The 23,415-nt window shown below is 65.4% G+C and carries 21 protein-coding genes; 4 read left to right on the top strand and 17 right to left on the bottom strand.

The features are described from left to right. Positions 1-65: 65 nt before the first annotated feature. From LL972_RS07615 to LL972_RS07590, 6 genes are all read right to left on the bottom strand, one after another. Positions 66-2,864 carry a nitrate reductase gene (locus LL972_RS07615; RefSeq protein ID WP_228327063.1) on the bottom strand — a complete coding sequence of 933 codons (2,799 nt, stop codon included), beginning with the start codon at positions 2,862-2,864 and terminating at the stop codon, positions 66-68. Further along, positions 2,861-3,226, bottom strand: coding sequence for a nitrite reductase small subunit NirD (nirD, locus tag LL972_RS07610; RefSeq protein WP_228327062.1), 366 nt, complete (start codon positions 3,224-3,226; stop codon positions 2,861-2,863). Before nirD ends, LL972_RS07615 begins: the two co-directional genes overlap by 4 nt. Then, entirely contained in the window at positions 3,223-5,640 is a 2,418-nt protein-coding gene (gene nirB / locus LL972_RS07605; RefSeq protein ID WP_266104540.1) for a nitrite reductase large subunit NirB, read from the bottom strand. Before nirB ends, nirD begins: the two co-directional genes overlap by 4 nt. A 58-nt stretch (positions 5,641-5,698) precedes the next feature. Beyond that, positions 5,699-6,868, bottom strand: coding sequence for a nitrate/nitrite transporter (locus LL972_RS07600; protein ID WP_228327105.1), 1,170 nt, complete (start codon positions 6,866-6,868; stop codon positions 5,699-5,701). A 981-nt stretch (positions 6,869-7,849) separates the two neighbouring features. Next, a complete protein-coding gene (locus tag LL972_RS07595) occupies positions 7,850-8,920 on the bottom strand; it encodes a CmpA/NrtA family ABC transporter substrate-binding protein (protein ID WP_228327060.1) in 1,071 nt (356 codons plus the stop codon). Between the two features lie 4 nt (positions 8,921-8,924). Further along, positions 8,925-9,497: an ANTAR domain-containing response regulator gene (locus LL972_RS07590; protein WP_228327059.1), complete on the bottom strand. Its 573-nt coding sequence runs from the start codon at positions 9,495-9,497 to the stop codon at positions 8,925-8,927. 82 nt (positions 9,498-9,579) lie between these two features. Here LL972_RS07590 and LL972_RS07585 point away from each other — a divergent pair, with 82 nt between their 5' ends. Further along, positions 9,580-10,578, top strand: coding sequence for an NAD(P)-dependent oxidoreductase (locus LL972_RS07585; protein ID WP_228327058.1), 999 nt, complete (start codon positions 9,580-9,582; stop codon positions 10,576-10,578). Between the two features lie 28 nt (positions 10,579-10,606). On the opposite strand, the gene LL972_RS07580 is transcribed toward LL972_RS07585, so the two are convergent. The 3 genes from LL972_RS07580 to LL972_RS07570 are packed head-to-tail and all read right to left on the bottom strand — an operon-like array spanning position 10,607 to position 12,822. Then, positions 10,607-10,969: a hypothetical protein gene (locus LL972_RS07580; protein WP_228327057.1), complete on the bottom strand. Its 363-nt coding sequence runs from the start codon at positions 10,967-10,969 to the stop codon at positions 10,607-10,609. Continuing rightward, complete coding sequence (locus tag LL972_RS07575) at positions 10,953-11,522, bottom strand: molybdenum cofactor guanylyltransferase (RefSeq protein WP_228327056.1); 570 nt, start codon at positions 11,520-11,522, stop codon at positions 10,953-10,955. The genes LL972_RS07580 and LL972_RS07575 overlap by 17 nt, the downstream gene beginning before the upstream one ends. A gap of 46 nt (positions 11,523-11,568) precedes the next feature. Continuing rightward, the gene (locus LL972_RS07570) at positions 11,569-12,822 is read right to left on the bottom strand and encodes a molybdopterin molybdotransferase MoeA (protein WP_228327055.1); all 1,254 of its coding nucleotides are present in this window, start codon (positions 12,820-12,822) and stop codon (positions 11,569-11,571) included. A gap of 210 nt (positions 12,823-13,032) precedes the next feature. On the opposite strand from LL972_RS07570, the gene LL972_RS07565 reads away from it, so the two are divergent. Further along, positions 13,033-13,323 (top strand): hypothetical protein, encoded by a 291-nt coding sequence (locus LL972_RS07565; protein ID WP_228327054.1) that lies wholly within the window; start codon positions 13,033-13,035, stop codon positions 13,321-13,323. Positions 13,324-13,333: 10 nt separating this feature from the next. Here the strand turns inward: LL972_RS07565 and xth are convergent, their stop codons facing one another. Next, entirely contained in the window at positions 13,334-14,326 is a 993-nt protein-coding gene (gene xth, locus LL972_RS07560; RefSeq protein ID WP_228327053.1) for an exodeoxyribonuclease III, read from the bottom strand. Positions 14,327-14,490: 164 nt separating this feature from the next. Between xth and LL972_RS07555 the strand changes: the two genes are divergently transcribed. Then, complete coding sequence (locus LL972_RS07555; protein WP_228327052.1) at positions 14,491-15,243, top strand: OBAP family protein; 753 nt, start codon at positions 14,491-14,493, stop codon at positions 15,241-15,243. 90 nt (positions 15,244-15,333) lie between these two features. On the opposite strand, the gene LL972_RS07550 is transcribed toward LL972_RS07555, so the two are convergent. From LL972_RS07550 to LL972_RS07540, 3 genes are all read right to left on the bottom strand, one after another. Next, positions 15,334-15,804 (bottom strand): hypothetical protein, encoded by a 471-nt coding sequence (locus tag LL972_RS07550; protein ID WP_228327051.1) that lies wholly within the window; start codon positions 15,802-15,804, stop codon positions 15,334-15,336. A 3-nt stretch (positions 15,805-15,807) separates the two neighbouring features. Then, on the bottom strand, positions 15,808-16,383 hold the full coding sequence (locus LL972_RS07545) for a DUF4142 domain-containing protein (RefSeq protein ID WP_228327104.1): 576 nt from the start codon (positions 16,381-16,383) through the stop codon (positions 15,808-15,810). 586 nt (positions 16,384-16,969) lie between these two features. Beyond that, positions 16,970-17,185: a hypothetical protein gene (locus LL972_RS07540; RefSeq protein ID WP_228327050.1), complete on the bottom strand. Its 216-nt coding sequence runs from the start codon at positions 17,183-17,185 to the stop codon at positions 16,970-16,972. 104 nt (positions 17,186-17,289) lie between these two features. Here LL972_RS07540 and moeB point away from each other — a divergent pair, with 104 nt between their 5' ends. Then, positions 17,290-18,432, top strand: coding sequence for a molybdopterin-synthase adenylyltransferase MoeB (moeB, locus tag LL972_RS07535; protein ID WP_228327049.1), 1,143 nt, complete (start codon positions 17,290-17,292; stop codon positions 18,430-18,432). A 270-nt stretch (positions 18,433-18,702) separates the two neighbouring features. Here the strand turns inward: moeB and LL972_RS07530 are convergent, their stop codons facing one another. The 4 genes from LL972_RS07530 to LL972_RS07515 form a co-directional block, all read right to left on the bottom strand. Continuing rightward, positions 18,703-19,923: a molybdopterin molybdotransferase MoeA gene (locus LL972_RS07530; RefSeq protein ID WP_228327048.1), complete on the bottom strand. Its 1,221-nt coding sequence runs from the start codon at positions 19,921-19,923 to the stop codon at positions 18,703-18,705. 176 nt (positions 19,924-20,099) lie between these two features. Beyond that, positions 20,100-21,497 carry a ribosome biogenesis GTPase Der gene (gene der / locus LL972_RS07525; RefSeq protein WP_429002128.1) on the bottom strand — a complete coding sequence of 466 codons (1,398 nt, stop codon included), beginning with the start codon at positions 21,495-21,497 and terminating at the stop codon, positions 20,100-20,102. 19 nt (positions 21,498-21,516) lie between these two features. After that, a complete protein-coding gene (bamB, locus tag LL972_RS07520; RefSeq protein WP_228327046.1) occupies positions 21,517-22,734 on the bottom strand; it encodes an outer membrane protein assembly factor BamB in 1,218 nt (405 codons plus the stop codon). Continuing rightward, complete coding sequence (locus tag LL972_RS07515) at positions 22,734-23,372, bottom strand: YfgM family protein (RefSeq protein WP_228327045.1); 639 nt, start codon at positions 23,370-23,372, stop codon at positions 22,734-22,736. The genes bamB and LL972_RS07515 overlap by 1 nt, the downstream gene beginning before the upstream one ends. Positions 23,373-23,415 lie beyond the last annotated feature (43 nt).

The following is a 23,415-nucleotide window of genomic DNA, read 5'->3' as shown; positions in this document are numbered from 1 at the left end:
ACGCGCACAGGAAGGAAGGACTGACATGAGAGGATCTCGCAGTATGTGGAGGTCAGGAAGGCCGCTCAGGCGTGCCGTGATTGCCGGCACAACCGGATGAGTTGCGGGACACAGGAGCCGCAGACCGTGCCGCAGCCCAGGCGTTGCTTGAGCTGGGGCAGATCGGCACCGTCGTCGATGGCGGCATGGATCGCAGCAGTTGAGACCTGCATGCAGCTGCAGACGATCGGGTCGCTGGGCGCGCCCTGGGTCTGCGCAAATACCGCCAGCCGCGGACCACGCCAGGGCCGGCCCGCCAATGCGCTGCGCAGCAATGCCTGGTTGGCCTCGCTGGGCTGCGCTGCGGTGAGCAGCAGGCCATCGATATGGCTATGGCCATCCTGCATGCGCCAGCCCACACGACGCATCAGCCCGCGGCGCAGGTCGCGGTACTCCAGCACGTCTGCACCGGCCGGCAGCTGCAATGCCGCAACCAGACGATCGATCCATTCGGCATCTGGTGCGCGCTCGCAGGCCGCATGGAGGACCGACCAGTGCCCGCCGGCCCCGGCCAGCGGCTCGGCATGCAGCCGCAGCGATGCATAGCCGCAATCGCGCAACAGCGGCTGCAGCGCCCGTTGCAGGGCCAGCGCGTCGCCGCGCCGGGCCGCCAGCAGATGCCAGCCGAAACTGGCCTTCTCCACCCGCACCGCCGCATGCTTGAGCTCGGGCTGCTGCGAGCGCACATCCACCGCCGGGCTGCTCACTTCGTTGATGCCCCCACTGGACAGGTGCTGCCCGCTCCAATGCATCGCGGCGAACACAGTGCCCGAGCGCAGCTCGTCGGAAAGTTCCAGCGGCAGCACCAGCGCACCGCGCTTGCTGGCGATCTGCACCAGCTCGCCAGCGACCAGGCCACGTCGCGTCGCATCGTCCGGATGCATGCGCAAGGCCGGTTCGGGGCTATGCGCAAACGCCGCCGGTACGCGTCCGCTGCGCGACATGCCATGCCATTGGTCGCGCAGCCGTCCGGTCAGCAGCCGCATCGGAAAACGTGCCGAGGTTGGCTCGGCCACCTTGCGATACGGCGTGACGTGGAAGCGCGCGCGCCCGTTGCCGGTGGCGAACACGCCGTCGGTATAGCGACGCGCCTGCCCGTGTGCGGCGCCGGCAGGGAATGGCCACTGCTGCGGCCCGCCATCCAGCATCGGGTAGTCCAGCCCGCCGATATCCAGGTCACGGCCCACCGTCAACGCACAATGCTCGTCGAAGATCTGCGCGGTGGTATCGAACGCGAATAATCCCTCGCCCTCGGCCGGCGCCAAGCGTGCCTCCAGGCGTCGTGCCACTTCGCGCGCGATCCACCAGTCCGCGCGCGCCTGGCCCGGCGCGTCCACCGCCTTGCGCACGCGGGTGATGCGACGCTCGGAGTTGGTCACGCTGCCGTCCTTCTCGCCCCAACTGGTGGCCGGCAACAGCACGTCGGCATACGGCACGGTGTCGGTGCCGGAGAACGCGTCCTGCACGATCACCAGCTCGGCCTGTTCCAATGCGGCGCGAATGCCATCCACCTCCGGCATCGAATGTACGGGGTTGGTGCACACGATCCACACCGCCTTCAGGCTGCCGGCACGCAGGCGCTCGAACAACTGCACGGCCGGTGTGCCGGCCGTGGCACTCAGACGGCCGGCCGGCAGATGCCACAGGCGTTCCAGTTCCACACGGTCCTCGGCATTGTCGATCTCGCGATGCGCCGCCAGCATCGTCGCCATGCCGCCGACCTCGCGCCCGCCCATCGCATTGGGCTGGCCGGTCAGCGAAAACGGGCCCGCACCCGGCTTGCCGATCTGCCCGGTCGCCAGATGCAGGTTGATCAGCGCCAGGTTCTTGTCGGTACCCTGCGCGGACTGGTTCAGGCCCATGCAATACAGCGACAATGCCGCCGGGCTGCGCCCGAACCACTCGGCCGCCTGCACCAGGTCCTCATGCGAGATACCGCAGATCTCGGCGCTCATGCGCGGGGTGTATTCGCGCAGCAGGTGCTTGAGGGCGTCGAAGTCCTCGGTATGCGCCGCAACGAAACGCGCATCCACCAACCCCTCCCAGATCAGGTGATGCAGCATGCCGTTGAACAGCGCAACGTCGGTTCCGGGCTCGATTGCCAGGTGCAGGTCGGCCATGGCCGCGGTGTCGGTGCGACGCGGGTCGATCACGATCCAGCGAATCCCGGGATTGCGCGCGCGTGCATCTTCCAGGCGGCGAAACAGCACCGGATGCGCATACGCCATGTTGCTGCCGGCAAACAGCACGGTCTGCGCCAGCTCCAGATCCTCGTAGCAGGTCGGCGGGCCGTCGGCCCCCAACGCGAGCTTGTAGGCGGTGACCGCGCTGGACATGCACAGCCGCGAATTGGTGTCGATGTTGTTGGTGCCGAGCAGGCCCTTGGCGAACTTGTTGAAGACGTAATAGTCCTCGGTCAACAACTGGCCCGAGAGATAGAACGCCACCGCATCCGGGCCATGCTGCTTGATGATCGCCGCCAGCTTGCCGGTGACGTGGTCGAGCGCCTGATCCCAGCTCACCGCCGCACGCGGTGCCTGCCGATGACGACGCAGCTCGGGCTCAAGCACGCGCCCCTGGGTACTGGCGACGGTCTGCGGCAACGCCAGGCCCTTGCTGCACAAGCGGCCATGATTGGCCGGATGCAGCGGGTCGCCTTCGATCCCGACGATGCGTTCGCCAGTGGCATCGTGCTCGCTGTGGATCAGCACCCCGCAGCCCACGCCGCAGTAGCAGCAGGTCGAACGCGTGATGCGATGCATCGGCGAGGATGTCTGCGGCGGCACCGCCTCACCGGTCAAGGGTCGCTGCTGGCCGTCGCTCATGCGGCCGGCTCGGCGATGGCATCCGGCAGCGATACCGGCTGCAACACGATCCACACCGCGTCGGCCTCCACCTTGACCGGGTAACGTGGCGCGCAGCCCACATCCGGCGCGCAGGCCTGGCCGCTCTGCAAGGCAATCGCCCAGCCGTGCAACGGGCAGGTCACCGTTTCGCCGGCCACGATGCCTTGCGACAACGGCCCGCCCTTGTGCGGGCAACGGTCGCGCAACGCAAACACCTGATCGCTGGCGGTACGAAACAGGGCGATCGGCGCAATGCCGTCGACCTGCAGCACGCGCGCGCCCAATGCAGGCAGGTCCTGCAGCGCGCACACGCGGATCCACGGGGTCTGCTGCATGCTCATTCCTCCACCGTGGCGGCCGGCGCGGCGATGCGCAGCGGTTGATACTCCTGCCGACGCTCGCCGGCGATACGCGCCTTCCACGGGTCGACCAGGCCTTCCAGCGAGTACAGCAAGCGCTCGTACAAGGCACGTCGGTTGGCCGCGTCATCCACCACTTGTGCACGGATGTAGTCCAGGCCCACCCGTGCGATGTAGTGCACGGTGCGATCCAGGTAATACGCCTGCTCGCGATACAACTGCAAAAACGCACCGGTGTATTCGCGCACGTCCTCGGCGGTGCTCACCTTGACCAGGAAGCGGGCCACCTCGGTCTTGATGCCGCCATTACCACCGACATGCAGCTCCCACCCCGAGTCCACCGCGATGATGCCGACATCCTTGATGCCGGACTCGGCGCAGTTGCGCGGGCAGCCGGACACCGCCAGCTTCACCTTGTGCGGGCTCCACATATTGGCCAGCATGGTTTCCAGGTCGATGCCCATCTGCGTGCTGTTCTGCGTGCCGAAGCGGCAGAACTCGCTGCCCACGCAGGTCTTCACCGTGCGGATCGACTTGCCGTACGCGTGCCCGGAGGGCATGCCCAGATCGCGCCACACATCCACCAGGTCTTCCTTCCGGACCCCAAGCAGATCGATGCGCTGGCCGCCGGTCACCTTGACCATCGGCACGGCGTATTTGTCGGCGACATCGGCAATGCGACGCAGCTCGCCGGCATTGGTCACCCCGCCCTTCATCTGCGGAATCACCGAGAAGGTGCCGTCTTTCTGGATGTTGGCGTGCGCACGCTCGTTGATGAAGCGCGACTGCGGATCGTCGATGGCCTCGTGCGGCCAGCTCGACAACATGTAGTAGTTGATCGCCGGCCGGCAGGTCGCGCAACCATTGGGCGTGCGCCATTCCATGAAGGCGTAGGCCTGCGCATGGGTCAGCAGCTTGTGCTCGCGAATGGCGCGCCGCACTTCGCCATGGCTCAGATCGGTGCAGGCGCAAACCGCCTTGGTTTTCGGCGTTTCCTGGAAGTTGGAGCCCAGGCAGTTCATCAGGATCTGCTCGACCAGCCCCGTGCACGATCCGCACGAACTCGCCGCCTTGGTGTTCTTCTTGACGTCATCGACGGTGAACAGGCCTTGCTCGCTGATCGCTTTCACGATCGTGCCCTTGCACACGCCATTGCAGCCGCAGACCTCGTCGCTGTCGGCCATCGCACTGGCACGGTCCTGCCCGCCGGTGCCGGCATCGCCGAGTGCGCTCTCGCCGAAGATCAACTGGTCGCGCTGCGCCTGGATCGGCGTGCCGTCCTTGAGCAGCTTGAAGTACCAGCCGCCATCGCTGGTGTCGCCGTACAGGCAGGCACCGACCAGCACATCGTCGCGGATCACCAGCTTCTTGTAGACCCCGCCGGCCGGATCTGACAGCACGATCTCCTCGCAGCCATCGCCCCCCATGAAATCGCCGGCCGAAAACAGATCGATCCCGGTGACCTTGAGCTTGGTCGAGGCCACCGAACCGCGGTAGATGCCGATGCCGAACTGCGCCAGGTGATTCGCACACACCTTGGCCTGCTCGAACAACGGTGCCACCAGGCCATACGCAATGCCACGATGGTTTGCGCACTCGCCCACTGCGTACACGCGCGGATCGAAGCTCTGCAGGCTGTCGTTGACCACGATGCCTCGCGAGCAATGGATGCCGGCTTCTTCGGCCAACCGGGTGTTCGGGCGGATACCCGCTGCCATCACCACCAGATCGGCCGGGATCTCGCTGCCATCGGCAAACTTCACGCCGATCACTTCGCCCTGCGCGTTGCCCAGCAATGCACTGGTCGCGGTACTCAGCTTGAACTCCAGCCCGCGCGCGCGCAGGGCCTGCTGCAGCAGATTCCCGGCCACCGGATCGAGCTGACGCTCCAGCAACCACCCGGCCAGATGCACCACGGTCACGTCCATCCCGCGCAGCTTCAAGCCATTGGCCGCTTCCAGGCCGAGCAGGCCGCCACCGATCACCACCGCATGCTGCTTGCTGTGCGCGGTCTCGATCATCGTGCGCGTGTCCTGGATATCGCGGTAGCCGATCACACCGTTCAAATCGTTGCCGGGGATCGGCAACACGAACGGCACCGAACCGGTGGCGATCAACAAGCGGTCGTAGTCGGCCTCGGTGCCATCGGCGGCGATCACGCGGCGACGCACCCGATCGATGCGCGTGACTTCCTTGTTCAAGTGCAACTGGATGCCGTTGTCCCGATACCACTGCAATGGATTGAGCACGATGTCGTCGAACTCCTGCTCGCCGGCCAGCACCGGCGACAGCAGGATGCGGTTGTAGTTGGGGTGCGGCTCGGCCCCGAACACGGTGATCTGGTACATGCCCGGCATCAGCTTGAGCAGTTCCTCCACGGTACGGATGCCGGCCATGCCATTGCCGATGACGACGAGTCTGGGTTGCTTCATTGCCTGGTTTCCTGTCGACATGTCAGACCCGCGCCGCGCCGGCGCTGGACCATTCGCTACGCCACTGCGTCTTGACCCCGGCCAGCAACGCCCAACCACCGAGTGCGAACGCAGCGAACACCCACATGCCGATCGCGTAGCTGCCGGTGTGCTGCTTGAGCACGCCCAGGCCCGCAGCCAGCGCAAACCCGCCGATGCCGCCGGCCATGCCGATCAAGCCGGTCATCACGCCGATGTCCTGCGCAAACCGCTGCGGTACCAGCTGGAACACCGCGCCATTGCCGGCGCCCAGGCACAACAAGGTCAGCACGAACAAGGCCAGCGTCACCATCGCACCGCCCGCACCGACACCTGCGATGCCCACCAGCGCAGCCACCAGGAGATAGACCGTGAGCAAGGCACGCGTGCCACCAACGCGGTCCGCAATCACGCCGCCCAACGGGCGCATCACCGACCCCGCCAGCACGCAGGCAGCGGTCGCCCAGCCGGCAGTGCGCGCATCGAAGCCGAACTGGTCGTGGAAGTAGCCCGGCAACGCGCTGGCAAACCCGGAGAAACCGCCAAAGGTCACCGAATAGAAAAACATGAAACGCCAGGCATCGCGGTTGCCCACCAGCACGCGGCCGTAGTCGGACCAGCGCTTGCGTGCGACCGGTGCAGGCGCCTCCTTCGCAATCAAGACAAAGACGATCAGCGTCAGCAGCAACGGGATGCACGCCAGTCCGAATACATTCTGGTAACCGAACGCCAATGCCAGCATCGGTGCGAACAACGCCGCCAATACGGTGCCGGAATTTCCTGCACCGGCAATGCCCATGGCAGTGCCCTGATGCTCGGGCGGATACCAGCGCGAGGCCAGCGGCAGCGCAACCGCGAACGAGGCGCCGGCAATGCCGAGCAACACGCCCAGCAGCAGCACCTGCCCCATGCTAGACACGCCGAACTGCCAGGCACCAAACAACGACGCGATCACCGCAAGCTGTGCGGCAACGCCCGCACGCTTGGCACCGATACGGTCGGCCAGCATGCCCAGCGCCAGCCGCAGTACGGCGCCGCACAGGATCGGCACCGCCACCATCAAGGCGCGCTGCTGCGTATCCAGTCCCAGCGATTGCGCAATCGGCACCTGCAGCGGACCGAGCAGATACCACACCATGAAGCTCAGGTCGAAATACAGGAAGGATGCGAACAAGGTGGGCGTATGCCCGGATCGCCAGAACGAGCGCTGCATAGAGACCTCTTCGAATGCGATGGCCAAAAAAAAAACGGCGCCCCTCCGGTAAAACCGGAAGGACGCCGTTGTCCTGGATGCGTGCGGATCGCCGTTGATCCGCTGCATCGTGTGCGTGTTGTTGCAGGTACGCCGTTGCACCTGCACGTGAGTGCCAAGCAATCAACGTGCCAACTTGCGCACCCGGGCATCATGCTGCTGCAAGTTACTGGAAAATGCTGGCTTTCTTGCGATGCCTGAAGTTCGCCAACGATCTGTCGAGGAACGAATGCAGCGTGCCGTTCCCGGCTTTCGTGCGCCGATGCACCAATAGCGTGCGTCGGTCAGTGCGCGCCCTACCCCCATCGCATGGCTAAGAGCGCCGAATACATCTGGTGCACTACAAGGGTGCGGTGTCCTTATTAGATGCAGTCAAATGTTTAGGTCAAAGCTTGGCTAGTCGAGGGCGCGATGCCCTCACCGCTTGCGGGACACGCCGTGAATCCATCCGTGGAGGCTCGGTGGCGGCATCCATGCCGCCACACGGTCCCGCAACCGGCGAGGACACCGCGCCAGACAGTTGGTCGGCGCTTAGTTGAAAAGCTGTCTGTATTGTGGCGTGCATCAGACATGGAGCCGATGCTTCATGATCGAACGAGGCGCATCCAGCACCGCTCTTGCCATGCACACCGACCATCTCGACTGGCCCTTGCCCGCTCACCGTCGCGGGACCCTGAGCGGCATGGATGCCGCGCCGGAGCCTACAAGGACGTACTTGCGGCGTATCCTGCGATGGTGGGCGGGCAAGGGCCCTGCAACCAGACGGCAGACCACATGCCTCGCGCTGTTGCCGTTGCCGTTGCCGTTGTAATTTTTGCCGCTGCTTCCGCTTCTGCCCGATCCAATGCATCCAGCCAATGCACTCCGGCCTGGCTGGCCGCATGACCCTCTTGTCAGCCAAGCTCAGGGCGTATCGAACAACCGATTGCTGCGGTGATCGCCCTCCGGCACGGCCACGCCGATGCGTGCAGCCGCGCGCCGATAGTTGTCCAACCGGTGGATGTCGCGCAGCCGCGCGATGTCGTCTTCCTGGATGTCATGCCAGCCCCAGCGTTGGAACTGGGTCAGGAACCACTCGCCGTCCGATAGCCATGGCATGTTGACCGCGCCATCGCGGTGAAAGGCCAGCGCCGTCCCATCGTTCGCAGATGCCTTCGCATCGGCATCGGCATCCAGGCAGGCCGCCAGATGCGCAGCCGACACGCCGATATGCTGCGGCTCGGCCAGCCACTGCGCGCACTGCGCGCGATTTGCCGGTTCCGCATCCAGCCAGCGGCAGGCGTCCAGCACACAGGCGGTGAGGCGTTCGGCCAACTCGGGTTGCAGCGCGGCGAATTCGCGCCGGCAGGCCAGCACTTTTTCCGGATGGCCGGCCCATAGCTCGCCACTGCGGATCACACGGCGACCGCTGCCCTGCGCCTGCGCAACCGCGGCCCATGGCTCACCGGAGCAATAGCCATCGACCAGGCCGCTGGCCAAGGCGTCCGGCATCTGCGGCGGCGGGATGCTGAGCACCTCCACCTCGCGCATCGGGTCCACACCGCACGCGGCCAGCCAGTAGTACAGCCACAGCGCATGCGTGCCGGTCGGAAAGGTCTGCGCAAACACGGCGCGACGACCCAGGCTGGCCAGCGCCTGCGGCAAGGTCTGACCATCGGCCAAGGCCTGCGCGAGCGCGGGCGCCAGCGTGATCGCCTGGCCGTTGTGATTGAGCGTCAGCAACAGCGCCATCGGACATTGCGGCCCGGCAATGCCCAGGTCGATCGCATAGACCAGGCTGGCCAGGGCATGCGCAGCATCGACCTCGCCGGCCAGCAGACGGTCACGTACGCCGGCCCATGAGGCCTGCCGTTGCAAGTGCAACTGCAGCCCATGCACACGGTCCAGGCCCAGCCGCTGCGCCGCGACCAGGGGCGCGCAATCGATCAGCGGCATATAGGCCACGCGCAGTACGGGAAGGTCGGCTTGGCTCATGTGGTCATCCCAGCAACTCGGCCATGGCCACGATGCGTCGCGCCACTTCGGCCAGTTTGACGCCCTGCTTCATCGCCTGCTGGCGCAGCGCCGCATAGGCGTCGGCCTCGCTCAGGCCGCGTTTTTCCATCAGCAGGCCCTTGGCGCGATCGATCAGCTTGCGGTCCTGCAGTGCCTGCTGCACATCGTCCAGGCGCTTGCGCATGCTGCTTTCCTGCGCAAACCGCGCAAGCGCCACCTGCACGATCGGCGCCAGCCGCGCCGGTGCCAGGCCATCGACCACATAGGCAGTGACGCCTGCGCCGACGGCCGCATGGATCAAGGCATCGTCGCCATCGCCGGAAAACATCACCACCGGGCGCGGCGCATGGGCATGCAGCATTGACAGTTGCTCCAGGGTGTCGCGCGAAGGCGAGTCGACATCGATCACCACCACATCCGGCTGCTGGCTCTGCACCGCAAGCAGCAAGGCACCGACCGATGCCACATCGTCGAGCACCGTATAGCCGGCGCGCGTCAATGCCTGACGCAGTTCGCCGATCGGCTTTTCGGTATCGTTGACCAGCAAGACACGCATTGGCGGCAGCGAGGCGTGGACGTGGCCTGATGGTGCCATGCAACATGCCGTCGATGCGAGCCATCCTTTCGGAGTACGTCTGATGCCGTTGTTCCCGTTGTTCGCAAACCTGCAGGCGCGCGCCGTGCTGGTCATCGGCGGTGGCGAGGTCGCCACGCGCAAGGTGCTGGCGCTGCTCAAGGCCGGCGCGCACATCCGCCTGTACGCGCATGCGCTCTCGCCCGAACTGGCGGAACTGATGCAGGCCGGCCGTTTCGAACAATTGGGCGGCCAGTTCGATCCGGCCTGGATCGATGACGTATGGCTGGTGGTCGCCGCCACCGACGATGGCGCGTTGAATCAACGTGTCGCCGCTGCCGCCGGTGCGCGTCAGCGCCTGGTCAATGTGGTGGACGATGCGGAGCTGTCGACCTATCAGGTGCCGGCCATCGTGGACCGCGATCCGCTGGTCATCGCCATTTCCTCCGCCGGCGCCGCACCGATGCTGGCGCGCCGCCTGCGCGAACGGCTGGAACGTGAACTGGATGTCTCGGTTGGCCGCTTCGCCGGCCTGTTTGCGCGTCACCGCGAGCGTATCCGCAGCCAGTTTCCCGACATGAATCGGCGCCGGCGCTGGTTCGACCGCGTCATCGACGGCAACGTGCCGCTGCTGCTGCAGGCCGGCAACGACGACGCGGCCGAAAGCGCCTTCATCGCTGCGCTGGACGATGCCGGCGCGGTGCCGGCACGTGGCAGCGTGCAACTGGTCGGCACCGGCCCGGGCGATCCCGGCCTGCTCACCCTCAAGGCGCTGCGTGCGATGAATCTCGCCGACGTCCTGCTGATCGGCGACGACATCCCCGATGCAGTGCTGGAACTGGCAAGGCGCGATGCCTCACGCCGCGGCTTGCCGCACGATGCCGCTACACAACACGATCTATTGCTGGAACTGGCCACCGAAGGCCTGCACGTGGTCGCGTTGCGTAGCGGCGCCGGCTACAGCGATGCCGATGCTGCCGCAATCGATGCCGCGCTGCAGGCGCGTGGCCTGGCATGCGAGCGTGTGCCCGGCATTGCTGCGCGGCTTGAAGCTGACGCATAAGCGGTGCGCGCGCGCGGCCACCGCCACCTCAGGCTTTCGGAAAGCGCTTGCGCGCACTGTCGCGCACATCGATATCGAAGGTCACCTGCAACGCCGTCTGTTCGGCATGGCCAGCACCGGCGTCGAAGCTGAAGCGCAATCCCTCGCGGCTGGGCAATTGCCGTGCATGGTCTTCCAACGCATCGCGCGGCACCGACAACTGCCAATGGTCGGTGGCGCAGTTGCAGGCCGCGTGACCGCCGGTCAGGCTCACGCTGTGGCGCACCAGTCGCGCGCCCTGCCCGCTCGGCAAGCGGCTCAGATTCTCGACATTACGCCCGGCAAGCAACTCGGCCAATTCGGCTTCGTCGATGCGAAAGCGCAGCTGCTGACCTTCAATCTGGATTTTCATGGATGAGCTGACTCCACTGCTCGGGCGTATTGCAATTGACGAACGCGGCGCGTTCGCTGGCGGTGACAGCCACGCGATGGCACTGCAATGCGGCCTGCAGGGCGCGCAGTGAGCGCGACGACCCGGCGCCGGCCATCAGCGCAGCGAGCGCCTCACGCACAGCACCATCCACGTACAGACGCATCGGCAACATCTGCTCGTCGAAGGCAACGCAACGCTGATGTGGCGGGGCCAGCAGTCGCTCCAGCAATGGCCTGGAAAGCAGCGGCATATCGACCGGCACCACCACCAGTGTCATTGCATCGGCCAGCCGATCGATCACGCTGGCCAGGCCGCCAAGCGGCCCCAGGTCCGGCTGCACGTCGGCAATCCCGGCATAGCCCGGGCGATCGCCGCTGATCACCACATCGCGCGCGCCGGCATCGCGCAACAAGGCCTGCATGTGCTCCAGCAATGGACGGCCGTGCCACTGCAACAGCGCCTTGTCCCGCCCCATCCGCGAGGACAGGCCACCGGCCAGCACCACACCCGTCCACGCAGGCGTGGCGGTCATGCCGCCTGCTCGTCGGCACTGCATCGCACTACATGCAAGTGCATGCTCACAGCGCAAGCGCCGGTGCGGCCGGCTGCAGATGGCCCAGTCCGAACACCTGCGCCGTCGTAGCGGGCGCGGCGCCAGCGTCCTGCGGTTCCAATACCGCCCACACATTGGCCTGCAACAGCGGCGCCACGCGGAACGACTCCTGCTGCGGCAGGATCTGCACGCAGAGCGTGCCCGCAGCGCTGCAGGTCAAATGTGCGCGCAGGTGCTGCCGCCAGAGTGGCCGTGCCTGCATCGGCGTCTCCAGCGCAACCTGCAAGCCGCGCTCGGCCGGCATGCCAAGGAAGCCGCGCAATGCCGGCTCGACGAAAAAACGCAGCCCGGCGGCGCTGGCCATCGGATTGCCCGGCAAGCCGACATACAGCGCACCGTGCTCGAAGCGCGCCAGCAACACCGGCTTGCCCGGTCGCACCGCAACCTTGTGGAACAGCACCGCCGCGCCATGCCGTGCCAAGGCATCCGGCACGAAATCGTAGCGACCGCGCGACACCGCGCCCGTGCTCAGAATCACATCGGCGCCTGCAGTGCGCGCCTGCGCAAGCGCCAGATCGAAGCCGGCAGCGTCATCGCCCACCTGTCCATGCCACACGACTTCGGCACCGGCTGCACGCAGCTGGCTGAGCAGATAGCTGCTGGTGCCATCGCGGATCTGTCCAGGCTGCAGCGGCTGCGCCGGATCGCCGACCAGCTCGCGGCCGGTCGCAATCAGGGCCACACGCGGACGCCGCACCACCTGCACACGCGCACAGCCCAGCGCGGCCAACAGCATCAGGTGCGCCGCCCGCAGCACGGTACCGGCCTCGATCACGCAATCATGCAAGGCCACATCTTCTCCGCGTCGACGAATATGCTGACCGGCGCGAAGGTCGGCGCGCAGGCGGATGCGGCTGGGCCGCGCGCCATCATGCGCCAGCACGTCCACCTGTTCGATCGGCACCACTGCATCGGCACCGGCAGGCAAACCGGCGCCGGTCATGATTTCCCACGCGCTGTCTGCCGCGATGCCACCCGCATCTTCGCCTGCGGCAACGCTGCCACCGATCATGTGTTCGCTGCCGGCGACCGCGCCACAGCCGGCCGTGACCAACGCAAATCCATCCATCGCACTGTTGTCGAACGCCGGCAACTCGGCCGGGCTCGACAACGCCTGCGCCAGCACACGTCCTTCGGCTTCGGCGCTATCCACCCACTCGCCGGCAAGCACGGCGATCTGCTGATGGACAATCGCAAGTGCGTCGGCGTAGCTGATCATGAGCAAGGCACGGTCGAGCGATGGATGACCTGGCTAGGATACCGGCCCCCGGCGCGGCTGGTACAGGCGTGGCGATCGCGGCATCGCCGCGTCCTGCCGCATGCGCAATCTTGTCTCACAGATGGCGCATATCGCTTGAAGCCGCTAGAACGCCTTGCCCACACAGCGCATCGCACTATTGCGCGCAGTTCCCCACGGTATCCGTGCCGCATGCAACCCGTTGACCTTGTGGGCTGGCTCGCCAGTACCATCCTGATTGCCACCTTGATCCGCCAGATCTACAAGCAATGGCGCTCGGACGCAGCGCACGGTGTGTCGCGCTGGCTATTCATCGGCCAGATCAGCGCCTCGGTGCTGTTCATCCTCTACAGCTACCTGGTCGGCAATGCGGTGTTTATCGTCAGCAATGTACTGATCCTGCTGACGGCCCTCACCGGGCATGTGCTGCACCGGATCAAGCAGCGTCGGATCGAGCGTCACCACGCACGCAGAACCGGCTAGCCCTGCCGCGTTACTCAGCGCTTTTCTTCGCCAGCTTGCGCGGCTTGGTGGGTACGATTGACTTCCTGGTAGCAGGCCGCGTTGGCGTTTTCTTCGTCCCGGTCTTGGACGCCGTCTTCGCTGTCGGCTTGCGGACCGGGGGCGCCTTCGCCACGGCACGCTTCCGCGGCTTAAGCACAGCCTTGGCCTCGGTTGCTGGCTTGGCTACCGCTTCCGGCACACGCACGCTGATCCATGTCGGCGCGTGATCGCTCGCCTTTTCCAGTGCACGTACCCACTTGTCCACGCCGGCATCCTGCAGCCCGGGCGCCAGGGTGCGATTGAGCAGCAGATGGTCGATGCGCAGGCCGCGATCGCGCGCAAAATGCTGGCGAAAATAGTCCCAGAAGGTGTAGATCGGCGTCTGGCCGTGGACGGCAAGCAGGCTGTCGGTCCAGCCCTGGTCGAGCAGCGCCCGATACGCCTGGCGGCTCTCCGGCTGCAGCAGTGCATCCTTGCGCCAACCTTTTGGGTCGTAGATGTCGGCATCGGTCGGCACCACGTTGAAGTCGCCGATCAGTGCGACCGGGTGCGGCAGGTCCACCAGCGTCCTGGCATGCCGGATCAAGCGTTGAAACCATGCCAGCTTGTAGTCGAACTTCGGCCCGGGCTGCGGATTGCCGTTGGGTAGATACAGGCAGGCCACCACCACCCCGTGAATTGCCGCTTCCAGATAGCGGCTCTGCGTATCGCCAGGGCCCCACGGCAACCCCCGACGGATTTCCACCGGATCGGCGCCACGCGCCAGCAATGCCACGCCGTTCCACGACTTCTCGCCCTGCCAGATCACGCCGTACCCGGCATCACGGATCGCCTGTTCCGGAAAGGCGTCCTGCGTGGCTTTCAGTTCCTGCAAGCCGACGATGTCCGGTTGCTCGCGCTGCAACCATTCCAGCAAGTGCGGCAGCCGGCTAGTGATGCCATTGACGTTGAATGTCGCGATCTTGCGGGTGGTGGCGGGCATGGGCGAACGGCCAGATGAGCGTAATGGAACAGCATCGCCGGCATGGCATTAAGCAGATGCTCAAGCGGGGTGAAGCTCCGCCACGTACCGGCACCTGCACTCACGCCTCGCAGACCATCAGCCTCCGTAGCCTGGGGCCCACCATTCACATCTTTGGAGATCGCATGCGACAGTCCGCGCTGTGGATTGCTCTGCTGTGCGCCGGCTGTTCGCGCAGCCCGCCGTCGGTCACCCCACCCGGCGCGCCTGAAAGCGCCAGGACCAATGTGCTGGAAGCTGGCGCCAGGGTCCTGCAACCGACCGGGCCGGTCGGCAAGCTCGACATCTACCTGGTGGGTTTTCATCCGATGAAAGACGCACCGGATGTACAGATGGAAGCGCATCACTACTGCAATCAGGTCAATGAAGACCTGGCGCAATGCGCGCTCTACGATGGCAATACCGAGCGTGCCAACCTGACCGGCATCGAGTACATCATTTCCGAAAAAGTGTTTGCGCAATTGCCGGAGCACGAGCGCAGCTTCTGGCATCCGCACAATGGCGAAATCCTGTCGGGCCAACTGTCCGCGCCCAACCTGCCACTGGTCGCCGAAAAGGAGCTGATGCGCAGCAAGCTCAACAGTTATGGCAAGACCTGGCATACCTGGCACTCGCGCAACGGCACCGCAGCGGGCGATGTACTGCCGCTGGGCGAGCCGATGCTAGCCTGGTCATTCAATCGCGATGGCGAGGTCCAACAACCGCTGATCGATCAGCGCGACAAGCTGGCCACTTTCTCTACCGCGCAACGTCGCGCCAATCGCCAGGACCTGACCCCGCTGGCAAAGCCGCAGCACGGAGTGGATGCCTTGCGGCCGCACTTCGCCAATGCCGAACCGATTGCCGGGGTGGTCGACGCAAAGACTTCACCCGACTGACACCCTCAAAACCTGGCCGCCCGTTGTAGCGCAATCGGGCGGCCGGTCACTCGACGTCCATCGACAAGCTACTGACAAGCGGACGCGATCTCACCCATCCATACAGCCACGCAGACGCCGTAATGCCTTGCCCATCAACAGATACCGGGCACGCTGCATGCGCTCAACCGATGGCCAAGCGCGCACCCATCCATCTGCGCCTTGCAGGCGCAACGTGACGCAACTGCCCTCGCCCGCAGGCATGGCCTGCGCATGCAGCAGCACGCCAAGCTGCAAGCCGCGACCGCCATCAACCTGGTAACGCACCGATTCCCCCAAGCGCGCCTCACCACGTTGTAACGCGACAACTCCACGCCCACACCAAGTTGACTGCAATGCCCAACGCGATGCATGACCATCGCCGGCGATCAGCTCGGCCACTCCATGCAGGATGCGTTGCTGCATATTGGCATCGCACCACGCATCCAGGATCTGGTGCGGCTCGGCGTGGATGATCAGGCGACGCATGCCTTGCATGACGTCTTCAGCAGCGGCAACCGCGCTTGCCGGCAATGCGGGCATGCCTTAGCGTCCAGCATCCTTGGCGCCGGCCTGCAAGGTCTTGGCAGCCGCCAAATGCTCGGCGACATGGCGGCGCGTGGTCTGCAGATGCGCCAGCACCTGCGGCGTTTTGGCCGCCGGGATCAGCTGCTTGTCCAGTGCTGACAATGCGTCGGTATGGTCCTTGACCATTGCCGTGACGTAAGCGGCCTCGAAGGCCTTGGCGTCGAGCTTCTGCAACATCGCCAGCTCGGTCTTGCCCTTGCTCATCTGCGCCTTGGCACCGGCAGCAGACACGTCCGGCGACCACTTGGCCAGCTTTTGGTTGTTCTCGGTATGCTCCTTGACCATCTGCATCGCATAGTCGCGCACGCCACCTTGCACCTGCTTCTGGAGCGCGAGATTGGCCGCGTTGATTTCACTGATGTTGATGGCGCTCAGGGTGCCCAGTGCTTCACGCTCCTTCGCGCTCGGGGCGTCGTTGCCCGCCTGTTGTGTGGTGGCGGGCATGCCGGCCTGCGTTGCATTTTGTGCATGCGCAGCAGCGGCGACGCCTAAACACAGGGTCAGCGCCGCATACATCGGGGGACGTAGCTTCATGTGAATCTCCAGAAATAGGATGTGCATCCATGCTGGACCTCGTCGCGTGACCCGTTCGTCGCACCGGTGTCGAAAGACGGAGAGGAAACCTTGCTGCAACGCACAGCGCCTCACATGGCGTGAAGGTCGTACGGCGTTCTTTCTCGGCGCTGCTACGTCCAACGACAGTGCATTGTGCAACTGGCTCCTGGGCCGACGAACAGGGCCCTGATCATCAGACTGCTTTGGAATACCTGGCGGCCGCGACCGCCGGCATTGCGATCAGGCACGGTACGCCCACGCTTCGGAGCTCGATCTGCCACCGGCCCTGCACGTGACGGGCATGACGGTGTGTCAGCAGGTCGATCGTTGTCACTCCCAACGATGCGCACACCTGCTGAGATGGCGGCTTGTTGCGTTAAACAATTCCATGCAGGAAATGCGGTCGCCAGGCAGGATTTATGCATGACACCGCTGCGCGATGTCACGGGCAAGCCGACACTACAGCAATGCCGCGCGGGCTTGCTGCCAATCGATGTTGACGGTGTCCGGACCTGGCGCAGGCCGGCTTACTTGCTTCAACGCCCTCGCATCGAGGAGCGCTGGCTCAGGCGCCGGGATCCGCAGGTCCCAACTGATTGGCAGACAGGATGTCGTCGATCCGTTTGACGATTTGCGCCGCCTGCTCCTGCGAGTCGGCGGCAGCGGTGATCTGCTCTGCACGTGCGTGGAATACATCCCAGAAATTGTCCGGATGCTGGCGACGCATAGCAGGCAATGCATCGGCAAGTTGTTTCAGTTGCGCGTCGATATCAGGTGTCATTGAGGGTCTCCTTGTGTGCCCAGGCTACCGCCGTGCTGGTGAGCCTGACGCCAACATGGCAATCCTGTGCCTCGAACGGCCGGCGTTTGCGCGACAATGACGCCATGAGCGCTCATGACATCTCCCCTGCAAACGCCCGCCTGCGCGCCCTGCAAGGCGCCTTGCTGATCGATATCCGGCAGCTGCACGAGCGTGCCGGCGGCCAGGCCGAAGGCGCGTTGGCGATTGCGCAACGCGATCTGGAAACCGCACCCGCACAACACCTGTCGGAGCAGGCGCGCGAGATCGTGCTGATCTGCCAGAGCGGCAAGCGCTCGGCAGACACGGCGGAGATCTTGCGCGCGCAAGGCTATACGCAGGTGTCTTCGGTGCTCGGTGGCACCACCGCGTGGACGAGCGCCGGCCTCCCCTTGGTGCGCCCGACCCTGCCGCCCGACGAGCAGGATTTTCTCGAGCGGTATTCGCGCCATCTGCGCCTGCCGCAGGTCGGTCTCGAAGGCCAGCAGCGCCTGGCGCGTTCGCGCGTGTTGCTCGTCGGTGCAGGCGGGCTCGGCTCGCCAGCGGCGTTCTATCTCGCTGCTGCCGGCGTCGGCCAGCTGCGGATCGCCGATGACGATGTCGTGGACCGCAGCAATCTGCAGCGCCAGATCCTGCATGTGGAAGACAGCGTCGGCGTTGCAAAGGTCAGCTCGGCCGCGCAACGCATTGCCGCGCTCAATCCACGCGTGCAGGTCGAAGCGCTGCAGACACGCGTGACTGCCGACAATGTCGACGCCTTGCTGGAGGACGTGGATGTCGTGGTCGACGGAGCCGATAATTTTCCTGCGCGCTATCTGCTCAACGATGCCTGCGTCAAACTCGGCAAGCCGCTGGTCTACGGTGCGGTACAGCAGTTCGAAGGGCAATTGAGCGTGTTCGATGCCGGACGCAGGCGCGGCCATGCGCCGTGCTATCGCTGCCTGTTTCCCGAGCCACCGCCACCCGAATTCGCGCCCAGTTGCGCCGAGGCCGGCGTGCTTGGCGTGCTGCCCGGGGTCATCGGACTGCTGCAGGCCACCGAGGCGATCAAGTTGCTGCTCGGTATCGGCGACACACTCACCGGACGCTTGCTCAGCTTCGATGCGCTGGCGATGCGGTTTCGCGAAATCCGTCTGCCACCCGACCCGCATTGCCCGGTGTGCGCGCCTGGTGTCGCATTCGCCGGGTATGCCGATTACGCCGCGTTCTGCGGCAGCGCAATCGGCTGAGAGCGGCAATCAAACGGACACCTAGCGGTGTTCGTCGCCGCCTATCCCCCTTGTGACGGCTTGCTGCACGGACGGGCGATGTCTTCCACTGTCGTCATCCCCCTCGCCATCGCTGACAACATGTAGCGACCAGTTCGCAGGTGGATGCCAACGACGTGGAAGCAACAGAATGGATCAAGGACCAGGGCACATACCGCATCGCTCAGAGCCGCGCCCGCCTGGGCGTTGAGCGCAGTACTGCTTGCTAACCGCGCCTGGTTCACCGAGGGATCAAAGCGCGTAGGGAATCACCCGCACGATCTCGCCTGCCTCGAAGCGCCGCGCCTGCTCGGGCAACACAATCAAGGCATTGCTGTCGGCCGCGCCACGCAGCAGATGCGATGCATCACCACGATGCGGCAACGCCGTCAGACGCCCGTCTTCGCCGCACTCCAGCCGCCCGCGCAGGAACTCCAGGCGCTCGTGGCGTTTTTCCCACGGACTGGCCAGGGCTGCATGCCACAGCGGGCGCGGCTCGCTACGTCCCTGCAGGCCATCCAGCAACGGCACGCCGTAGGCGATGAGCGTCGCCAGCACCGAGACCGGATTGCCCGGCAGGCCCAGCACCAGGCAGCGGCCGATCTGGCCCAGCACCGCCGGCATGCCCGGGCGCATGCGCACGCGCCAGAAGTGGATGCGGCCCAGTTCGCCGATCAGCTGCGGCAGATAATCCTTTTCCCCCGCCGAGACGCCGCCGCAGGTGATCACCACATCGAACGCCGCAGCCGCGTCCTCCAGCATGGTGCGGATACGTTGCGGATCGTCCGGCAGGGTCGGCCATGCGGTCGGCGCGTAGCCCAGTGCGCGCAGCTGCGCCATCAGCATGTCGCGGTTGCTGTTGTAGATCTGTCCCGGCCCCAATGGCATGCCCGGCTCCACCAGCTCATCGCCGGTGGCCAGCACCGCAATGGTCGGCCGCTGCGCCACTGCAAGCCGCGACAGGCCCAGCGCAGCCGCCAATCCGATCCGGGCAGGCGTCAACACCTGCCCACTCTGTATCACCAGGTCGCCCGCGCGCACGTCGCTGCCGGCCAGGCGCACCGCGGCCCCCAGCGCAGGCATTGTGCGAAAGCGCACCACGCCATCGCGCTCATCGGCGTCTTCCTTCGGAATGACCGTATCGGCGCCATCGGGCAGCGGCGCACCGGTGGTGATGCGCAGGCATTGCCCGGCGCTCAGCGTGCCGGTCCAGCGCTCGCCAGCGAATTGTTCGCCGACCAGTTGCAACGACGCATCGCCGCCAGCGACATCGGCATGCCGTAACGCAAAGCCATCCATCGCGCTGTTGGCGAAGGGCGGCAATGCGAGCGGCGCGATCAGATCGGCAGCGCAGATCCGCCCATCGGCACGCGAGGTGGCGATGTTCTCGTCGGGCGGACGGCTGTTGGCGGCGACGGCCTGCAGGATCTGCAGCGCCTGTGCATAGGGAATGCGGGAGGGATAGTCGGTCATGGCACGCAGGATACCAGTGCACCACGACGACTCAGAACGCCAGGCACTGTCAGTGCAGATGCCAGAAGGAATCACCGCACTTTCCTGGCATAGCTCGCGGCACTCGACCACGGCAGTTGCAGGCGCTGCGGCCACTCCACCTGACGATCATCCGCCAGGCACGGACCGTTCCCTGCTTACTTGCCCTTGACGTGCTTCATCAACCGCCTTTTGCGCGCCACCTGCCGTTCGGTGAGCGTGTTCTTCTTGCCCTCGTACGGATTGGCACCTTCGCGGAAGATGAAACGTACCGGCGTGCCGACCAGCTTGAAGCGCTTGCGGAAGAAGTTTTCCAGATAGCGCTTGTAGGACTCCGGCAGCACCTTCAGGCGCGTGCCGTGCACGATGAAGGTGGGCGGATTTGCGCCACCCGGATGCACGTAACGCAGCTTGGAGACGTGACCACGGATGCTCGGCGGCGGATTGGTCTCATAGGCGATTTCCAGCGCCTGGTTGACTTCGCTGGTGCTGAACTCGTGCGTGGCCGACGCGTGTGCACGGTGAATCGCCTGGAACAACTCGCGCATGCCCGAGCCGTGCAGCGCGGAAATCCGCACTGCCTCGGCCCAGCTGACAAAGCCCAGCTTGCGCGACAGCAGGTCTTCGGCCTGCGCACGCTGGTAGTCGCTCTGCCCGTCCCACTTGTTGATCGCCACCACCAGGGCACGACCTGCATCCAGGATCGCCCCCAGAATGGTCGCGTCCTGATCGGTGACGCCTTCGCCGGCATCGAGCATCAGCACTGCGACCTGGCATTGCTCGATCGCCTGCAGCGTCTTGAATGCGCTGAATTTCTCCACCGCCTCTTCGACCTTGCCACGGCGACGCAGACCAGCCGTATCGATCAAGCGGTACTGGCGGCCGTCGCGGTCCATGTCCACGGCGATCGAATCGCGCGTGGTGCCCGGCACTTCCGAGGCAATCATGCGTTCTTCGCCGAGCAGGCGATTGACCAGTGTCGACTTGCCCACGTTCGGGCGGCCGACAAAGGCGATGCGCACACGTGCCGGATCGGTATCCAGCAACTCGCCGGCACCTTCCTCGGGCAGGCGTGCGCCGACTTCTTCGAGCAGTTCGTCGATGCCCTGCCGATGCGCGGCAGACAGCGCCACCACATCGGAGAAACCATAGCGCGCGAATTCCGAGCGCACGGTCTCCTCGTCGGTGCCGTCGATCTTGTTGATGACCAGCACGGTTGGCCGCGCCAGCTTGCGCAGCCAGGCCAGGATCTCATCGTCGAGCGAGGACGCACCTTCGCGGCCATCGACCACGAACAGCACCAGGTCGGCTTCGCCGGCAGCGGCACGCGCCTGACGCGCGGTGGCGCCGGCCAGGCCTTCCTCGTCGCCGGCGATACCGCCGGTATCGACGACGATGAACGGGCGCTCCTCGTCGAGACGACAGACCCCGTAGTTACGGTCGCGGGTGACGCCGGGCTGGTCGTGGACCAGCGCGTCACGGGTGCGCGTCAGCGCATTGAAGATGGTGGACTTGCCGACATTGGGCCGTCCGACCAGGGCGACCAGGGCGACCAGGGGCAGCATCGCGAAGTCCTTATTGTGCCAACCGGAAGGCGGTGATATCGCCATCGGTGTTTTGTACCAACAGAATGCCATCCACGACGATCGGCTGCGCCAGCAGCGTGTCGCGTCCAGCGCGAGCGCGCGCGGCCAGTGCACCATCGCTGAGCTTCAGCCAGTGCAGATAGCCTTTGTAATCGCCGACCACGGCGTAATCGCCCTGGATGGCCACACCGGTCAGGGAGCGACGAGCCAGCGCGGCCTGCGACCACATCGCCACGCCGCTGCTCTTGTCCAGGCCCCACACCGAGCCGGCGTTGTCGGACACCACCACCACCGCGGACGACACGCCAACGCCACCGGCGCCACCGTGATCGCGCGTCCACAGTGGACGGCCGCTCGGGCCTTCCAATGCGAGGGTTTCGTTCTTGAAGCTGGTTGCATACAGCGTGGTGCCGTCCAGCACCGGGGCACCGTCCACATCGGACATGCGCTCCAGCTCGGTGCGGCCTTCCGGCACGCCGATCGCCTGCTCCCACAACGGGCGACCGTCCTGCAGCGCAAGGGCGCTCAAGGTGCCGCTGTCGTTACCGACGAACACCACGCCCGGGCCGGTCACGATCGGTGCATTGCCGCGCACCGACAGGGTCGGGCCTTCTTCGGCATGGAACCAGCGACGTTCGCCGGTGGCCGCGTCGAAGGCGCTGACGCGACCATCGTTGCTGCGCACCAACACCAGGTTCTGTGCAATGGCCGGTGCGGCGATGACTTCGTTCGGCACCTTGGCCCGCCACTTTTCGGTGCCGTCGGCCTGGTTCAATGCAATCACGTCGCCCGACAGCGTGCCGATCACCACCAGGCCATCGCCAACGCCGGGGCCACCCGACAGGCGCTGCTTGAACTTGCGATCGTTGCGTTCTTCCTTCTTGGGCTTGTATTCCCACACGCGCTTGCCGGTCTGCAGGTCCAGTGCCTGCACGCCGCCGGTGATCGCCGAGGCGTACACCTTGCCATCGGCCACCGCCGGACGCTGACGCACGCCGATATGGCCTTCGCCCTTACCCACGCCGGTGGACCAGATCTTGTCGACCTTGACCGACGGCTCGAACTTGACCAGCTCGGCAGGTTCCTGCGCCTTCTTGGCGGCAGCGTCCTTCCCGGCAAACCAGCCCTTGACGGTGCTGCAACCCGCCAGCGACACGCCCATCAGGGCGATCAATGCAATGCGCTTGTACATATCAACCTGCTTCATCAAATCGGCTCCGCCGGATCGGGCACCTTGCCGCCCACATCCATCAGCTTGGTTTCCAGCAAACGGCGCTGCGGCGAGGCCACGTCCACCGTGGTCAGGGCCTTGGCGTAGAGCGCACGCGCTTCATCCGGCTTGCCCTGCACGACCAGCGCATCGGCGCGAATCTCCAGGCTGGTGTGATCCTGCGCCTGGGCCAGCAGCTTGATCGCTTCGTCCGGCTTGCCGCTTTCGGTCAGCACGCGCGCCAGGCGCTGCTGCACGATCTGCTTGAGTTCGCCTTCGGCAGGCACGTCGCGCAATGTCTTGATCGCTTCGGCATGCTTGCCGGCATCCACCTGGGCCTTGGCCAGACGCAATGCAGCCAGCTCGGCGTAGACACCGCCCTTGCCGTCATCGAGCGCCACGATGTCCTTGGCCGCCTTGTCCAGGTCCTTGCCCTGGATGGACTTCACCACCGCCTCATAACGGGTATTGGCTTCCACCGATTGGGTGGCGGTGTGCTTCTGCCACCACTGCCAGCCCAGGATCAGGGCCAGGCCCAGCACGACGCCGCCTATCAGTCCCGCGCCATTCTTTCTCAACCAGGAACGAACGCGTTCGCCTTGTTCGTGTTCGTCCAGCAGATCGTCGATCGCCATGCGTACTCTCGCTCCGTCATCCCGGAGGCGCGGAACATCAATA

It is taken from the genome of Xanthomonas campestris pv. asclepiadis, from assembly GCF_020784175.1.
GTDB classification, from domain to species: Bacteria; Pseudomonadota; Gammaproteobacteria; order Xanthomonadales; family Xanthomonadaceae; genus Xanthomonas; species Xanthomonas campestris_D.
The sequence above is the reverse complement of the archived record's forward strand: the minus strand, read 5'-3'. Positions and strand labels throughout refer to the sequence as shown.

Coding starts and splice junctions, on each gene's coding strand:
- LL972_RS07615 (WP_228327063.1), bottom strand. CDS start 2,864: ATGAGCGACGGCCAGCAGCGACCCTTGACCGGTGAGGCGGTGCCGCCG.
- nirD (WP_228327062.1), bottom strand. CDS start 3,226: ATGAGCATGCAGCAGACCCCGTGGATCCGCGTGTGCGCGCTGCAGGAC.
- nirB (WP_266104540.1), bottom strand. CDS start 5,640: ATGGCCGGCATCCGTACCGTGGAGGAACTGCTCAAGCTGATGCCGGGC.
- LL972_RS07595 (WP_228327060.1), bottom strand. CDS start 8,920: ATGAGCCAAGCCGACCTTCCCGTACTGCGCGTGGCCTATATGCCGCTG.
- LL972_RS07590 (WP_228327059.1), bottom strand. CDS start 9,497: ATGCGTGTCTTGCTGGTCAACGATACCGAAAAGCCGATCGGCGAACTG.
- LL972_RS07585 (WP_228327058.1), top strand. CDS start 9,580: ATGCCGTTGTTCCCGTTGTTCGCAAACCTGCAGGCGCGCGCCGTGCTG.
- LL972_RS07580 (WP_228327057.1), bottom strand. CDS start 10,969: ATGAAAATCCAGATTGAAGGTCAGCAGCTGCGCTTTCGCATCGACGAA.
- LL972_RS07575 (WP_228327056.1), bottom strand. CDS start 11,522: ATGACCGCCACGCCTGCGTGGACGGGTGTGGTGCTGGCCGGTGGCCTG.
- LL972_RS07570 (WP_228327055.1), bottom strand. CDS start 12,822: ATGATCAGCTACGCCGACGCACTTGCGATTGTCCATCAGCAGATCGCC.
- LL972_RS07565 (WP_228327054.1), top strand. CDS start 13,033: ATGCAACCCGTTGACCTTGTGGGCTGGCTCGCCAGTACCATCCTGATT.
- xth (WP_228327053.1), bottom strand. CDS start 14,326: ATGCCCGCCACCACCCGCAAGATCGCGACATTCAACGTCAATGGCATC.
- LL972_RS07555 (WP_228327052.1), top strand. CDS start 14,491: ATGCGACAGTCCGCGCTGTGGATTGCTCTGCTGTGCGCCGGCTGTTCG.
- LL972_RS07550 (WP_228327051.1), bottom strand. CDS start 15,804: ATGCCCGCATTGCCGGCAAGCGCGGTTGCCGCTGCTGAAGACGTCATG.
- LL972_RS07545 (WP_228327104.1), bottom strand. CDS start 16,383: ATGAAGCTACGTCCCCCGATGTATGCGGCGCTGACCCTGTGTTTAGGC.
- LL972_RS07540 (WP_228327050.1), bottom strand. CDS start 17,185: ATGACACCTGATATCGACGCGCAACTGAAACAACTTGCCGATGCATTG.
- moeB (WP_228327049.1), top strand. CDS start 17,290: ATGAGCGCTCATGACATCTCCCCTGCAAACGCCCGCCTGCGCGCCCTG.
- LL972_RS07530 (WP_228327048.1), bottom strand. CDS start 19,923: ATGACCGACTATCCCTCCCGCATTCCCTATGCACAGGCGCTGCAGATC.
- bamB (WP_228327046.1), bottom strand. CDS start 22,734: ATGAAGCAGGTTGATATGTACAAGCGCATTGCATTGATCGCCCTGATG.
- LL972_RS07515 (WP_228327045.1), bottom strand. CDS start 23,372: ATGGCGATCGACGATCTGCTGGACGAACACGAACAAGGCGAACGCGTT.